The organism is Streptomyces sp. NPDC058000 (assembly GCF_042886435.1).
Classification (GTDB): domain Bacteria; phylum Actinomycetota; class Actinomycetes; order Streptomycetales; family Streptomycetaceae; genus Streptomyces.
This window is the reverse complement of the sequence record NZ_JBHVQS010000002.1, coordinates 315,252-329,720: the sequence shown is the minus strand read 5'-3', so window position 1 is coordinate 329,720 and position 14,469 is coordinate 315,252. Positions and strand designations below refer to the sequence as shown.

General features: G+C 67.4%; 13 protein-coding genes. 6 read left to right on the top strand and 7 right to left on the bottom strand.

The features are described from left to right. Positions 1 to 715 precede the first annotated feature (715 nt). On the bottom strand, positions 716 to 1,207 hold the full coding sequence (locus tag ACFVT2_RS04230; RefSeq protein ID WP_390011916.1) for a DUF1453 domain-containing protein: 492 nt from the start codon (positions 1,205 to 1,207) through the stop codon (positions 716 to 718). Positions 1,208 to 1,262: 55 nt separating this feature from the next. Here ACFVT2_RS04230 and ACFVT2_RS04225 point away from each other — a divergent pair, with 55 nt between their 5' ends. After that, entirely contained in the window at positions 1,263 to 1,880 is a 618-nt protein-coding gene (locus tag ACFVT2_RS04225; protein WP_390011914.1) for a TetR/AcrR family transcriptional regulator, read from the top strand. Positions 1,881 to 2,022: 142 nt separating this feature from the next. Here ACFVT2_RS04225 and ACFVT2_RS04220 read toward each other — a convergent pair whose 3' ends face one another. Next, positions 2,023 to 2,739 (bottom strand): hypothetical protein, encoded by a 717-nt coding sequence (locus ACFVT2_RS04220; protein WP_390011911.1) that lies wholly within the window; start codon positions 2,737 to 2,739, stop codon positions 2,023 to 2,025. A 230-nt stretch (positions 2,740 to 2,969) separates the two neighbouring features. Continuing rightward, on the bottom strand, positions 2,970 to 3,200 hold the full coding sequence (locus ACFVT2_RS04215; RefSeq protein WP_390012241.1) for a recombinase family protein: 231 nt from the start codon (positions 3,198 to 3,200) through the stop codon (positions 2,970 to 2,972). A 283-nt stretch (positions 3,201 to 3,483) separates the two neighbouring features. On the opposite strand from ACFVT2_RS04215, the gene ACFVT2_RS04210 reads away from it, so the two are divergent. The 5 genes from ACFVT2_RS04210 (at position 3,484) to ACFVT2_RS04190 (ending at position 11,460) form a co-directional block, all read left to right on the top strand. After that, positions 3,484 to 4,221 carry a WXG100 family type VII secretion target gene (locus tag ACFVT2_RS04210; RefSeq protein ID WP_390011908.1) on the top strand — a complete coding sequence of 246 codons (738 nt, stop codon included), beginning with the start codon at positions 3,484 to 3,486 and terminating at the stop codon, positions 4,219 to 4,221. After that, entirely contained in the window at positions 4,218 to 8,051 is a 3,834-nt protein-coding gene (locus ACFVT2_RS04205; protein WP_390011906.1) for an RHS repeat-associated core domain-containing protein, read from the top strand. Before ACFVT2_RS04210 ends, ACFVT2_RS04205 begins: the two co-directional genes overlap by 4 nt. Continuing rightward, the gene (locus ACFVT2_RS04200) at positions 8,048 to 8,509 is read left to right on the top strand and encodes an SUKH-3 domain-containing protein (protein ID WP_390011903.1); all 462 of its coding nucleotides are present in this window, start codon (positions 8,048 to 8,050) and stop codon (positions 8,507 to 8,509) included. Before ACFVT2_RS04205 ends, ACFVT2_RS04200 begins: the two co-directional genes overlap by 4 nt. Positions 8,510 to 8,914: 405 nt before the next feature. Continuing rightward, positions 8,915 to 9,793, top strand: coding sequence for a GNAT family N-acetyltransferase (locus tag ACFVT2_RS04195; protein WP_390011900.1), 879 nt, complete (start codon positions 8,915 to 8,917; stop codon positions 9,791 to 9,793). Between the two features lie 698 nt (positions 9,794 to 10,491). After that, a complete protein-coding gene (locus ACFVT2_RS04190) occupies positions 10,492 to 11,460 on the top strand; it encodes a hypothetical protein (RefSeq protein ID WP_390011897.1) in 969 nt (322 codons plus the stop codon). A 168-nt stretch (positions 11,461 to 11,628) separates the two neighbouring features. Here ACFVT2_RS04190 and ACFVT2_RS04185 read toward each other — a convergent pair whose 3' ends face one another. Genes ACFVT2_RS04185 through ACFVT2_RS04170 form a run of 4 tightly spaced genes read right to left on the bottom strand, consistent with a single transcriptional unit; the run spans position 11,629 to position 14,453 of the window. Then, positions 11,629 to 13,098, bottom strand: coding sequence for a cytochrome P450 (locus ACFVT2_RS04185; RefSeq protein ID WP_390011894.1), 1,470 nt, complete (start codon positions 13,096 to 13,098; stop codon positions 11,629 to 11,631). Next, positions 13,095 to 13,718, bottom strand: coding sequence for an ATP/GTP-binding protein (locus ACFVT2_RS04180; protein WP_390011891.1), 624 nt, complete (start codon positions 13,716 to 13,718; stop codon positions 13,095 to 13,097). Before ACFVT2_RS04180 ends, ACFVT2_RS04185 begins: the two co-directional genes overlap by 4 nt. Continuing rightward, positions 13,699 to 14,070: a DUF742 domain-containing protein gene (locus tag ACFVT2_RS04175; RefSeq protein WP_390011888.1), complete on the bottom strand. Its 372-nt coding sequence runs from the start codon at positions 14,068 to 14,070 to the stop codon at positions 13,699 to 13,701. The genes ACFVT2_RS04180 and ACFVT2_RS04175 overlap by 20 nt, the downstream gene beginning before the upstream one ends. Further along, on the bottom strand, positions 14,067 to 14,453 hold the full coding sequence (locus ACFVT2_RS04170) for a roadblock/LC7 domain-containing protein (protein WP_390011885.1): 387 nt from the start codon (positions 14,451 to 14,453) through the stop codon (positions 14,067 to 14,069). The genes ACFVT2_RS04175 and ACFVT2_RS04170 overlap by 4 nt, the downstream gene beginning before the upstream one ends. Between the last annotated feature and the right edge of the window lie 16 nt (positions 14,454 to 14,469).

Below are 14,469 nucleotides of genomic sequence, written 5' to 3'. Positions count from 1 at the left end.
GGACCTCCCGGTCTGTTCAGGAGGAGGGAGGATAACCGGGGGCGGTCATCGGCTCACCAGTATTTCCGGGGGACTCTCACGCAGTACGAGACGGTCGCTCCGCTTGGATCGCCCGGTATGTCGTCTCGAACCTGTGGGTCCTGTGCTGACGAGCCGTTCACCTCCGCCGCGCGGAGCAGGGAACCGTTCCACATGGGACAACACCAGCTCCACCGGTTCGCCTCCGCCTGTGCGGAAAAGGCTGGAGTCGGAACGCGTCCGACCGTAGGCGGGGCGGCGGCAGCGGCCCGGCCACCCCGAACTGCTTCATCAGCGCTGCGATTTCTGGGGCGAGGGACGTCGGTCGGGGCCTTCCCGTCCGGTGTCCGGGGCCGGGGTCCTTGCCGAGGTCAGTCCGCTCACCGTGTGCTGCTCCGGGGCGGCACGCACGTGCCGCCCCGGAGCAGCATGCCCGCCGACGGGGCCGGTGTCGGGGCTGCTTACCGCCCGCCTCGGCATCCCCCGAGGCGAACTGCCCCATGCTTCAGCCGGGTTGCTGCGACAACCCGGCGGTGAAGGTCTCTCACCTCACTCGATTCCATGGCGCCTCGTGGCGCACCCACCCGCTTCGACAAGAGGGCGTACGTCTTCTACGGCACCGTGACCGTTGCTGCCATCCGCCTCTGGCTCCGCTCATGACCCGCCGGACGACGCGGGCACGGGGTAGGGCAATGAGTCAGCGAGTACGTGCCGGGGCGAAGGGGATCCCCGAAGTCATGCCGCGGCGGCCGACCATGAGGGACTCGCCGAGGAAGCTCACGCCGATGGAGAGCTGGAGGGGGCGTGCGTTCTCGTGCATGCCCATCTTCACCGCCAGGACACTGAAGCCGGCCGTGACCGCCAGGGTGCCGATCAGGGTGAGGAAGGTGCGGCCGGTGTATCGCTGCCACAGGACACCTCCCCTGTCGACGAGTTGAATGGTGGCGCCGCGGAGTGCGCCGAGTGCCGCACCGAGGACGGCGCCCGTGATGACCCAGGTGAGGTCGGTGCCGGTCAGATCCGTCTTCTTGATGAGGGAGAGGATGCCGATCCCGGTCAGGATCGCCGGGGCGATGAAGAGGTCCTTTGCGTTGACCGGTTCACCGATCATCCGTCTGATCACGACCGCGATCACGACCACCGCGATGATCGCAGCGAGCAGCCAGGGGTTCACGCAGATACCACCCATCTTTGTAGCACGGTTACGCTAAAAAATATTAGCTCGGTCGTGCTATAAAGGCAACATGCCGAAGATCGTCGATCCCGTGGCCCGCCGCAGGGCAGTGGCGCAGGCCGTCCTGTCCGTCGCGGCCCGGCATGGGCTGGAGCATGCGTCGCTGCGCAACGTCGCCGATGAAGCCGGACTCGCCATCGGCTCGGTCCGTCACTACTTCGCCGACCACGACGAGTTGATGACCTTCACGATGAGGGAGCTGAGCCGGCGCATCGGCGACCGCATCCGCACCCACGCCGAGCGGCTCCTGACTCCCGACGGCCGCACCGACCGCCGGGCCGGAACGGAAGAGCTCCTGGCCGAGTTCCTTCCCCTGGACGAGGCCCGCCGCCAGGAGTCCGCGCTCTGGCTCGCCTTCACCGCCGCAGCACACACCCGCCCCGAACTGCGGCCCTGCGCTGCCGAGATGCAAGCCGACCTGCACACCCTGATGTCGCGCGTGCTGCACGAAGCCCGGTGCGCCGGCGGGCTGCCAGGCAGCATGGACGTCGAACTGGAAAGCACGCGACTGGCCGCCCTCCTCGACGGACTCAATCTCCAGGCAACGCTGCTGCCGGACCGCTATCCGCCCAAGCTGCTCCGGCAGGTACTGCGACGGCACCTGGACGCCCTCAGAGCCGGCAGCTGACCTTCACTCCCTCACTGAGGACGGGCAGCGCGACCTCGGCACGCTCGGCGTCGACCATATGCGTCCGAGCTGCTTGGTATGAGGGCCAATCCCCGGTCGGCCGGTCGCCACTCGCGCGACGGTCCGACCCGTCGGACAGGGCCTAGTCGGCGGCCTGGCGCTTCCGTCGCCCTCGGCGTACGGCGACGGAAGCGAGCGCCACGAGCGCGACGGCGGCGCCGCCCCCGATCAGCCAGGGCAGGCGGCTGTGCGGGACGATTGGGCCGGCCACGGTCACCTGCCGGGTGGTGGTCTCCTGCCCGTGGTGGCTGACGACCGTCATCGGGTACCTGCCCGCCGGTATGTCGTCCCGTACGGCGGTGTGCCCTCCAAAGAGCGTGCTCCCGTCGTCGCACTTGCAGCCGGGATCGTCCTCGCCTTCCCTGAGCGTCAACGGACCATCGAAGAGCGGGGACTTGACCGTCAGCGACGTCTCGCCCGCAGCGGGCTGCCGATCGGTCAGGACCACGATGACGTCGCTGCCCGGCCGCACGGCGCCGGGGTCCCCGTCGCCCGGCAAAGGGCGCTTCGCGTCACCGACGACGAACCGGCCTATCACCGCCGATCCCTCGGCGACGACTGCTATCCGAGCAGTGGCGACAGTGCGGCCGTGGCTGGTCGCGGTAACGGGGTACGTGCCCGGCACGATGTCACCGCGGATGCGGTGCCGGGTTCCCGGCGCGTCGGTCTGGACGAACTGAACGGACCCTTTTTCCAGCGGGGTGAGCGGAACAGGTTCGACGAGGGCCGGCGAGGTGACGGTCACCTCGTCCGTTCCGGCGGGCATCCCGGCGATGCCGAACGCGACCGGCCCGTTCACCTCGATCCTGACCCCGGGCCCGGCGCCGGTATACGACAGGTGAGGCCCCCTGGCCGCGGCTGCTCCCGGCGCCGCCGACAGGAGGAGCGCACCGGCCGCAGCCAGGCTCGGGGCCCACCGGCGCAGGGACGGGGGAGGGAACATGGCGGGCTCCTTGCGGGGTCGGGTCGCCAACCGGCGGTGACGGCGCGGCAGGCGCCTCGTGCCGGTGGCGAACACGTTGACGCATGTCATCGTCGATGACGTTCGACCGCCCGCAAGGGTTGCCCGGCACGGCTCTGGTCCAGCGGACACCACACCTGGCTGGGGCCTGTCCGGTGAATCTTCGAGACCTCGGGACCGGTGTAGCGGGGGTTGCGCAGGATGGTGCGTACCGCGCTCTTGGACTGGGCGTGTTCGTCGCGGGTCAGGCTCTCGGCGATGGCGTAGAGGCCCTTTCCGCGAAGGTATTCGCGGAAGATGCGGACGATGGCGGGGGCGGTTTCGGGGTCGGGTTCGAGTCGGTGGAGGCGTTTGGCTTCGGGGGCTTTGGCCGGGTTGGGGTGCGGACCCGCGTCAGCGATCCGGTAGCCGTAGGGATGCTGCCGCCGAGGTTGCGGCCTTCAGCCCGGGGACAGGACGACAAGCGCCGCTATGGCCATTCGGATGCACTTATGGTGATCTCCAGGGTTCTAATTTGCCTTTCCATTGCTAATTCTTGAATGGAGTCTGGTGAGCTGTCGTGGATAACCCGGGGGGAGCAGCATGGCGATCGAGCTGCCTGATGAGGTGGTGTCGTTCCTTCAGTTCATCGGGGTGAACTGGCCGAGCGTCAATGAGGACAAGGTCCGTGAATTCGCGTCCCATGTGAGGGACTTCGCGCAGAAGTTGGACGACACCCACAAGGACTCCACCTCGACGATCCACCAGATGGCGGAGGTGTATCAGGGGGCGTCGTACGAGGCGTTGTTGGCCAAGTGGGGTCAGCTGTCGAACGGGCACATGACGGAGCTGGTCAATGCCTGTCACACGGTGGCCACCGCGTTGGATGTCGCGGCGGACACGATCGTGGCGATGAAGGTCGAGGCGATCGGTGAACTGATCGTGCTGGCCATCACGTTCGTGGCCGATCAGGCCGCTGCGGTGGCGACGTTGGGGATCGCGGAGGCGGCCGAGGCGTTGGTCATCGCGGCGGGCAAGAAGCTCGTGAACTTCCTTGAGCAGCAGTTGGAGCAGTACATCATCGGGCAGGTCGTCGAGGCGGCGATCAATCCGTTGGTGGAGGTGGTCGGTAAGGCGGTGAGCGGCATGGTCTTCCAGGCCGCCGAGTCCGCGCTCGGCGTCTCCGCCGGTGGCGGGGGCGGGGGAGGTGCGGGGGAGAGTTTCTCCATCCATCCGGAGGAGTTGCACAAGCGCGCCGAGTTGTTGCGTGGGCATGCGCGGACGGTGGCGTCGCACGCCGCTGATTTCGAGTCGAAGGCTGCGGGGGTGAGCTTCGAGTGAGCAACCGGATCGTCAAGGCGCTGGAGCACGGTGCCGAGAAGGTGGGCAAGACCATTGCCAAGGACGCGAGCAAGGCCGTCCAGGACCTGTACCACGGGGCGGGTGACCGGCTGAAGAAGGTCGCCACCAACCATGCCGAGAACGACGCCAAGCATGCCGGGGAACTCGACAAGCTCCTCAAGGGCAACAAGGGGGACATGCCGCGCGCCCCGCACACCACGGGTGGCGGCGGACGTCGCGGGGGCGGTAAGCCGACCGGCGGCCGCGGTCGCGATCAGGTGGGAAAACCGCGTGAGGCCGGCCGGCCGCAGGAGTCCGTCTGTCCCGGTGGTGAGCCCGTCGACATGGCGACCGGGCGGATGTTCATCGACCAGACGGACGTGTCACTGCCTGGCGCGTTGCCGCCCCTGTTCAGGCGGTCGTTCGAGTCCGGTTACCGGGCCGGGCGCTGGATGGGCCCGCGCTGGGTGTGCACCTTCGACGAACGATTGGAAATCGACGACGAGGGCGTCGTCTACCTCAGCGCGGAACGGACCGCGCAGGCGTACCCGCACCCGACGCCCGACGAGCCTGCTCAGGCGACGGCCGGCGCCCGCCTGGACCTCGGCATTGACGACCGGACGGGCGACTACACCCTGACCGACGTCGCCACGGGCCTGGTCCGGGAGTTCACCCGCCAGCCCGATGGCGAGGCGGCCCTGCTGACCGGGATCCGCGACCGGGCCGGCCACCGCGTCGAGTTCGCCTACGACACCGACGGCTCGCCGCTGAGCATGACGCACTCCGGTGGCTACCGCATCCTGGCCAGCGTGGACGCCGGCCGCATCAGCGCGCTGCATCTGGCCGGAGCGGGCGAGGACGGCGGCGATCTGCTGCTCACCCGGTACGGCTACACCGACGGGCACCTGACCGCCGTCCACAACTCCTCCGGGCGCCCGCTGCTCTTCGCCAACGACGCTCAGGGCCGGATCCTGTCCTGGACGGACCGGAACGGCACCCGATACCTCTATACCTACGACGCGTTCGACCGGGTCGTGGAGGAAGGGTGCGCCGACGGCACGCTCAGGTTCCACTTCGAGTACGGCGATCCGGATCCGGACACCGGCATCAAGGTCCACTGCGAGACCAACGCGCTCGGCCACACCACCCGGTACCAGGTCAACGAACACGCCCAGATCGTCGCTCAGACCGACCCGCTCGGGAACACCACATATTTCGAACGGGACGAGTACGACACCCTGCTCTCGCAGACCGACCCCCTCGGCCGCACCACCCGGTTCGCCTACGACGACACGGGCAGCATCATCTCCGTCACGCGTCCGGACGGCGAGCAGGCCACGGCTGCCTACTTCGGTGATTCGATCCTGCCCACGCTGATCACGCGTCCGGGCGGGCTGACCTGGCAGCAGACCTACGACGCGGCCGGCCGCCGCACCTCGCTCACCGACCCCACCGGGGCCACCACCCGTTACGGCTACGACGAGTCCGGGCACCTGGCCTTCGTGACCGACGCCCTCGGCCACTCCACACGTATCCGGTGCAACGCCGTCGGCCTGCCCATCGAGGTCTCCGACCGGGCCGGTGCCACCAGCAGGTACGAGCGCGACGCCTTCGGCCGGGTTGTCGCCATCACCGACCAGCTGGGCGGTATCACCCGGCTGACCTGGAGCATCGAGGGCAAGCTGACGTCGTACGCGGCGCCCGACGGAACCGTCGAGACCTGGGCGTATGACGACGAGGGCAATCTGCTCACCCACACCGACCGTCTCGGGCAGACCAGCACCTTCGAGTACGGACCCTTCGCGACCCTCGCCGCCCGCACCGACCCGGACGGTACCCGTCTCGCCTTCAGCCACGACGCCCATATGCAGCTCGTGGAGGTCACCAACGCCCTGGGGCAGACCTGGAACTACACGTACGACCCCGCCGGCCAGCTCATATCGGAGACCGACTTCAACGGCCGGACCGTCGGCTACCAACTGGACGCGGTCGGCCAGGTCGTCTCACGTACCAACCCACTGGGGCAGCGGATCCAGTACTCCTATGACGTACTCGGGCAGCTCGTGGCGAAGAACTCGGACGGGGCGATCACGAGCTACACCTACGACAGCGCTGGGCACCAGATCCGGGCCACCAGCCCGGACGCCGATGTGCTCCGCACCGTCGACGCCCTCGGCAACCTGATCAGCGAGACCGTCAACGGACTCACCCTCACCCACACCCTCGACACCCTCGGCCGAAGCACCGGCCGCACCACCCCCAGCGGCCACACCAGCGCCTGGACTTACGACCGGGCCGGTCGCCGCACCTCCCTCGCCACCCCCGGCGGCAGGCTCGACTTCGCCTACGACGCGGCCGGGCGCGAAAATGAGCGCACCATCGGCGAACGTCTCACTCTGGCCAGCGCCTGGGACGCCGAACACCGCCTCACCGGCCAGATCCTCCGGTCCGAGCAGTCGGTACTGCAACGCCGCGACTACACCTACCGGGCCGACGGATCCCTCACCGGTGTGGAGGACCAGCTCAGCGGTGCCCGTACCTTCGACCTCGACGCCGCCGGACGCGTCACCGCCGTCCATGCCGCCACCTGGACCGAGAACTACGCCTACGACCCGGCCGGCAACCTCACCGCCGCGGACTGGCCCACAACCGGAGCCCCCCAGGCGGCAGTCGGCACCCGTACGTACAGCGGCACCCAGCTCAGCACCGCGGGCCGCGTGCGCTACGAGTACGACGCCGCGGGCCGCACCACCCTGCGCCAGGTCACCCGCCTCTCGAAAAAGCCCGCGAACTGGCACTACACCTGGGACGCCGAGGACCGCCTCACCCACGTCATCACGCCCGACGGCACACGCTGGCGCTACCTTTACGACCCCTTCGGCCGCCGGATCGCCAAGCACCGCCTGGCCGCGGACGGCGTCACCGTAGAAGAGCGGACCGACTTCACCTGGGACGGTTCACAGCTCGCCGAGCAGACCACCCACGCCCCGTACCTTCCCGGGCCCTACACCATGAGCTGGGATCACCGGGGCCAGCACCCGCTCGCCCAGACCGAGACCATCACGACCCCCGCGACGGCCGACACCCCGCAGGACCAGATCGACCGCCGCTTCTTCGCGATCGTCACCGACCTCGTCGGCACCCCGACCGAACTCGTCGACACGGCCACCGACACCATCGCCTGGCAGGCCACGACGACCCTCTGGGGCGACACCACCTGGGCCACCGGCAACACCACCCAGACGCCGCTGCGCTTCCCCGGCCAGTACTTCGACCCCGAAACGGGCCTCCACTACAACCTCAACCGCTACTACGACCCCCAAACCGCCCGGTACACCAGCCCCGACCCGCTCGGCCTGAGCCCCGCGCCCAACCCCGACGCCTACGTCCACAATCCGCACACCTGGTGCGACCCCCTCGGCCTCATGGCCCAAAACCAGGTGAATCCGCTCAAGAAGGAGCTGATGGACCTGGCGAAGCAGCGGAAGCAAAAGGTCTGGGACGGCCTCGCCGAGGACGAGAAGCCCCCGGGCGCCTACAGCGCGGGCAAGGACCGGACCACCGGTAAGGTCTACTACGGGGAAAGCGGCCCGGGCACCGGGCACGAGCAGGCCGTGAACGACGCGCTGCCCCAGGAATCGCACCACAAGGATGGCCGCCCGGCGAATGTCTGCGCCGAACCACGGATGTTCACCAACGCGATCAAGGACGGCGCGGATCCGAAGAACGTCGACCTGGTGACCATCAACACAAAGGGAAAGAAATTCGGGATGTGCGACAACTGCAAGACGTGGGTGCCCGGATTCGGAGGAGAGGTCCTGACAGGATGAACAACACCCCTGACCGTCCAGCGGTGCAGCGGCTGCGAGCCCTCGTCGCAGGGGAGGCGCGCCTTGAGACCGGTCCGCTGGACATCGAGGACGCCTGCCGTCGATACGCCGAAGAGGGGTACGAAGTCACGCCTCGCCTCCGGGACTTCCTGGCCAACTACGGGGAACTCACCGTGACTTGGACGTGGCGGCAGCGCGAAGTCGAGCTCACGACCTCGGTGGACAGGACCCTGGAAGCCACGCACGCCCTCCCCCGGAACGTCCGCATCGACGCGAAGCGCATCGGCCAGTCCCTCGTGCTGATCGGCACCGCCTGGGATACCGAAGACGTCGTGCTGCTGGCCGAGAACGATGACATCTTCATCTCCGGCGACGCAGGTATCCAGCGGATCGCCAACGGCTTCGAGAACGCCATCCACGCCATCGGAACAGACAGCTGGGACAAAACGTTCTTCTGACCGTACGCGCTGTCCTTCCCCCCGGTGGTCGACCACTACCTGGCAGCCGACGTGTTCTGGGTGACCTCCCTGGCCGACGGAACGAACCTCACCGCCAAGGAGCACATCACCACCCGAGCCGCCACCGGCCGGCCGGGCGTCCTCGCCTTCGCCCCGCTTGGCCCGCGAGCGCGACGTCAGCCGGGGGCCATCCGGACGGCCGTATCTGGGAAGGCGCCAGACCCCGCCGGCGAGCCGTCGGCATCGGACCGACAACCCCCGGTAGGTGACTGACACCGGACCGCAGATCGGTTCCGACATCTACCCGGAACGCCCGCGTGGCTGGCGGACGTTGGATGAGTCTGGGCGACGGCTCATCTCTGGGCAAGTGCTGACCCGAGGCGGGTACATACGGGAGCATGAACCATGCGTCCGGATGCCTGGCACCTCACCGAAGACGTCGACGACTTTCTCGCCCGAGCCGGAGACTTCCTGTGCTCGCGCCCCGCTCTGCACACCACGCCGCTGACGGTGACCGAGAAACTGCGAACACGCGGGGCGGACGTATACGGCGCCGAAGCCACCGTATTCGGCCGACTGGAGTCAGGAGGCGAGGTCCGGGCCGTCTATTACTGCCCTCCGTCCCACCGTCTGACTCTCACCCCTCTCCCTCCCGAGCACGCCGACCACCTTGCCGCCCACCTGGCCGACCTCGGCCACCCCCTCTCCGGCGTCACCGCGGACCACGACACCGCCACCGCTTTCGCCGAGACATGGCAGCGGCACACAGGCGCAGCGCCGGTATCCACCTGGCGGGCCCGTCTCTACCGCCTCGGCGCGCTCACCCCACCGGCGCCGCTCCCAGAGGGCCGGGGCCGCGTCGTGGACGCGCAGGACCATGAGCAACTCATCCGCTGGTGCGCCGAATTCGTCGCCGCCGTAGGAGAGGCCCCCGCCATCGACGCCGACTCCTGGGCTGACTCGCGCTTCGCCGACAAACACTTCACGTTCTGGGAGACCCCCGACGGCACTCCAGTCTCCATGGCAGGCTCGACTTCGATGATCGGCGGCATGATCCGGGTGGACCCCGTCTACACCCCGGCCCACCTCCGGGGTCGCGGCTACGCGGGCGCCGTGACGGTCGAGGTGAGCAGAGCCGCGCTGACCGCAGGCGCGACGGACGTCGTACTGTTCGCGGATCCCGCCAACCCCACCAGCAACGCCCTCTACCAGCGCATCGGATACGTACCGGTTACCGACTTCACCGGGTACGACTTTTCCTACGACGCACCAGAAGTCGGTTAGGAACACGACCGACACGAAACGGGGCCACCGCCGTGTCCTCGCCGTCCTCGCCCATCTCCGCGCCTGACCGGCACAGGTCCCCGTGGCCTGGCGGTGAGCCTGGCGGAGGCGGTCAGCGCACCGCACGCCGAGGCGCCTGTGGCGGTGGCCGTGGCACCGGCGGAACCACCTTCGCGCGGACCTCCGCCGAGCCGGGTGGGACCACGCCCGCCCCATCGGGCCACGTCCGGCACATGAGCCAGGCAGGGGCGCATCTCGCCGGCGGGCGGTGATTCACGAAGCCCCCTGTACACCCATGCGACGTTGCGCGATTCTTACTCCGATGGACGAAGTGGCTGGAACCTGCAGTTGATAGCCGCAGGCAAGTTCGCTAGATGCTCTACCAGGTCCCTGAGGAGCATTGCCGTGCAGCAAACCGCGCCGTTACCGCAAATACTGGACATACTGCCTCGTGATCGGCGATGGCTGCCCTGGTGCTCCTTCCGCCCGCCACCTGCACGTACGTTAACGGCGCGGTTGCCTCTCCTCCCCGCAACGTGGAATGCGCGAGACGTGACATAGGCCCCGGACCTTCTCCGGTGTCGACGAGTCCACACGGACACCGATCGCACCGATCAGCCCTGGCGCAACTCTCCGGCCGTTTCTGATCCAGCAAAACCATGGCGGCTGGGCACACGTGAAAGCAGGTAGCAGCAGTCATGCGGCTCGAAGATTTCGGCAGCACCATCCCCTTTCCGCCGCGAGTCAATCCACACCTGGAAGCCATCCGTGCCGGCCACGAGCGATGGCTGCGGAGATACCGCCTCATCGCGGATGACGCCGACGCCGAAAGTTTCAAGGAATGGAGAATGGTCGAGTTGGCCGCGCGGGCCTATCCGGAGGCCACGGCCCGCGGACTTCGCATCGCTGCCGACGCGCTGGGGTGGTTCTTCCGGTTCGACGACCTGTTCGACGGCGGTCCGCTCGCCTGCGATATCACCCAAGCGTCCGAACTTGTCGCGGCCGTAACCGGCATCGCAGGCGATCCCTGCTTCATGTCGGAGGTCGACGAGGTGCCAGTTATCGGCGCATTCCGCGACATCCGCAGAAGAAGCGTGGAGGGTATGTCGCCTGAATGGGTTGAGCGTTCAGCTGATCGATGGCGCGGATACTTCCAGGGGAACCTGAAGGAAACCATGATCAGGGCCGATGGGGCGCCCATCTCGCTGAAGGAGCTGATCACGCTGCGCCGTTACACCATTGCCGCGGCACCCTCAGCCGATCTGAACGAGTGCGCCTGCGCCTTCGAGATCTCCGACGAAGTGGCGCTGAATCCGTACTTCCAAGGCATGGAAGCCGACACCGCAGACGCCATCATCTTCGTCAACGACCTCTGGTCGGCGAGCAAGGAGGAATCGGCTGGGGAGCCGTTCAACGCCATCTCGGTCATTCAAAGCGAAGCCCACTGCGATCGCCGAACGGCGCAAATCAAGGTCGCCGGCCTCCTGGATGACCGCGTTCGCCGATTCACCCATCGAAGGTCGATTTTCGAAGACTGGCTCGGCGGCCAGCAGCTATCAGAACGCGAACGCTCGGCGGCGTTTCACCAGGCGGCGCACCTACAGGACTGGATTCGCGCAAACTACGACTGGTCACTCGAATCGTCCCGCTACCGCGAATGCTCGTAGGCGACGCTGGGGCAGTTTTCCATCACCAGTGGACTACCGGCTGCTCATAGAAGCATGGAAACCGCAAGAGACACCTGCCGGGCACCGATACGTGCACCAGTGCCCCGACATGCGTCTCTTGCGGTTTCGAGAGGCGTGCGACGTGCGCTCCCGGAAGCAGCTAACGAGCTACTTCCCCGACAGCCACCGCCTCAACATGCCCCACCAGGACGAATGCGTCTTCGGCGGGCCCGCAGAGGAGCTCGACGGGAGAGCTTCATCCGCGCCTCCCCGGCTGCCGGCGGTGGAATCCTGGAGGACGTGTGTGCCGTACACATCGTTCCCCGAGCCACTGACCGACGCCCGGCGACTCTTCTGGGAACTCGCCGTGAACTTCACCGGGAGCGCGGTCAGATGGCGGGCGATCCAATGGGACACCCACTTCAGATCGCTCTCGGGAACGGCCAGATCGATATCGGGCAACCGCATCAGCAGGACGTCGATTCCGGTGTCGATGATGGCCCGACCGATCTCCTGGCCGGGGCACTCGTGCGGACCACCGGTAAAGGCAAGGTGGGAGCGGTTGCCCTGCATGGGTACGGACAGATCGGGGCGGATGACAGGATCGGCGTTGCCGGCGGCCAGACCGAGGAGGAGCATGTCGCCGGCCCTGATGGACTGACCGGCGAGTTCGGTGTCGCCGGTGGCCCACCGGGCGGGCGCCACTGCGGTCGGCGGCTCGTCCCACAGCATTTGTTCCAGTGCGTCGGGCAGGGTCATGCTGCCACCCGCGAGCGACGCCCGGAAGCGGGGATCGGTGAGCATCATGCGCAAGGTGTTCGCGGTCAGATTGGTGGTGTTCTCGTTCGCGGCGATGACGACGAGCCGCAGATGCTGCACCACTTCCTCGTCGGTCAGCTTGGCTGAGTGAGTCATCAACCACGAGGTGAAATCGGGACCAGGAGCCTCTCGTTTGCGGGCAACGAGCTGCTCCAGAGTCTCCACGAGGTATTCGTTGCTCTGGAAAGCCGTCTCCGAGCCCTTGAGCAGGTCACGGGTGGCTTCGACCAAATCCGCACCCTCCTCGTCGGGCATTCCGAGAAGCTGCGCCACGACGCGCAGGGGAAGTTGCTCCGCGAACTGGCTGACGAGGTCGGCCTGTCCCTCACCGACGAAGTCATCGATCAGCTGGTTGGCGGACCGGGTGACGCAACGGCGGATCCCACGGCGGTCGAAGCGGGCCATGCTTTCGGTGAGCGCGACGCGAAACCGCTCATGCTCCGCGCCGTCCATGAAGAGGCAGACGGGCTGCCAAGCGAGAGCCGGCATGAGCGGTGAGTCCGCTGCGACCTGGTTTTCCTTGAAGCAGTGCCAGATACGTGAGTCGTGGCTGAAACGGGAAGGCGTACGCAGCACTTCGAGGTTCTCCCGGTAGCCGAGGACCAGCCAGGCCGGCAGGTCACCGTCCACCAGGACAGGCGCCACGGTGCCGTGCTTGGCACGCAGTCTTTCGTAGAAGCCCGGGGCGTCGTTGACCGCCTCGGGACCGAAAAGCCGCGCCAGTCCGTCGGTTTCTCCGACTCGGGCGTGAGCGGGACATTCCGGGGGCGGTCCAGAAGCAGACGTCGTACGGGGCTGGTGTGCGTGAGAGGCGGTCACCGGGTCTCCGGAGCTGTGGTGGTGAGGGCGTACAGATAGCGAATGAGGGTCAGCAGGGCATCGCGGCTGGAGCCACGGTCACGGGCGTCGCAATCGACCATGGGTACGTCATCGGGGAGATCCATGGCCGCGCGAATTTCCGACATGGGATAAGAAGGGGCGTCCGGAAAGGCGTTGATGGCGACGACGAAGGGCAGACCGCGTTCCTCAAGCCGGCCGATCACGTCGAAACTGTCGTCCAGACGCCGGGTGTCGATCAGGACCACGGCCCCCAGCGCGCCCTCGAAGAGGCCGTTCCACAGGAACCAGAAACGCTGCTGGCCCGGGGTCCCGAAGAGATACAGCACCAGCTCGCTGCTGAGGCTGATCCGGCCGAAGTCCATCGCCACGGTCGTCTCGGTCTTGCGCTCGACGCCGGCGATGTCGTCCACCCCGACACCGGCCTGCGTCATCGTTTCCTCGGTGGTCAGCGGACGGATCTCGCTGACCGATCCGACCAGGGTGGTCTTCCCCACCCCGAAGCCACCGACGATCACTACCTTGACCGCGGTGGAAACCGAGGCCGGCAGAGTGTCCTCGCTCCGGGGGCCAACGACGGGCTCAGAGATTTTGCAGTCCATGCATCACCGCCTCCAACAGTTCGACATCGGGCAACGACGCGGCCGGGATCGGCGCCCGGGCTTCGACATGGCCGCTGTCCAGCAATTCCGCGAGCAGTACCGTGACCACGCTGACCGGAAGATGGACGTATGCGGAGATCTCCGCGACCGACAGCGGGTAGTCGCATATCCGGAGGATGGCGCCCTGCTCCGGCTGCATGCTCGAAGTGGGCCGGTTCCGGGTCACGATCAGCGTGACCACGTCCAGGGGGGCCGATGCGGACGGGGCGCTTCGGCCGGACGTAAGGATGTAGAGGCGTTCGGGACCGCCTTCTTCCCAGCTCCGGCGCTTTTCTGGTTCTGCGTCGCTCATGGGACCTGCCGGTCGGCCCGCGGCGGGCTGGTGAGGTGCTGACCGATCCGGGCGACCAAGTCCCGCATTCCCTGTCCCATGAGGCCGGCGTCCACGTTGTCATCGGCCAGCACCGCCAGATATGCCCCGGCGCCGGCCGCCATCAGGTAGAAGAAGCCGCCGTTGACCTCGATGACGACGAGCTTCATCTGCCCGTTGCCGTGCGGGAATTCCGTGGCGATGGCCGCCGACAGGCTTTGCAGACCGGCGCAGGCCGCAGCGAGGCGATCCGCGGTGTCCTCGTCCGTGCCGTACTGAGCCATACACAAACCGTCCGAGGACAGCACCACGACATCACGGGTGTGCGGAACACTGGACGCCAGGCCCTCGAGCATCCAGTTCATATTGAGTCGCTGCTGT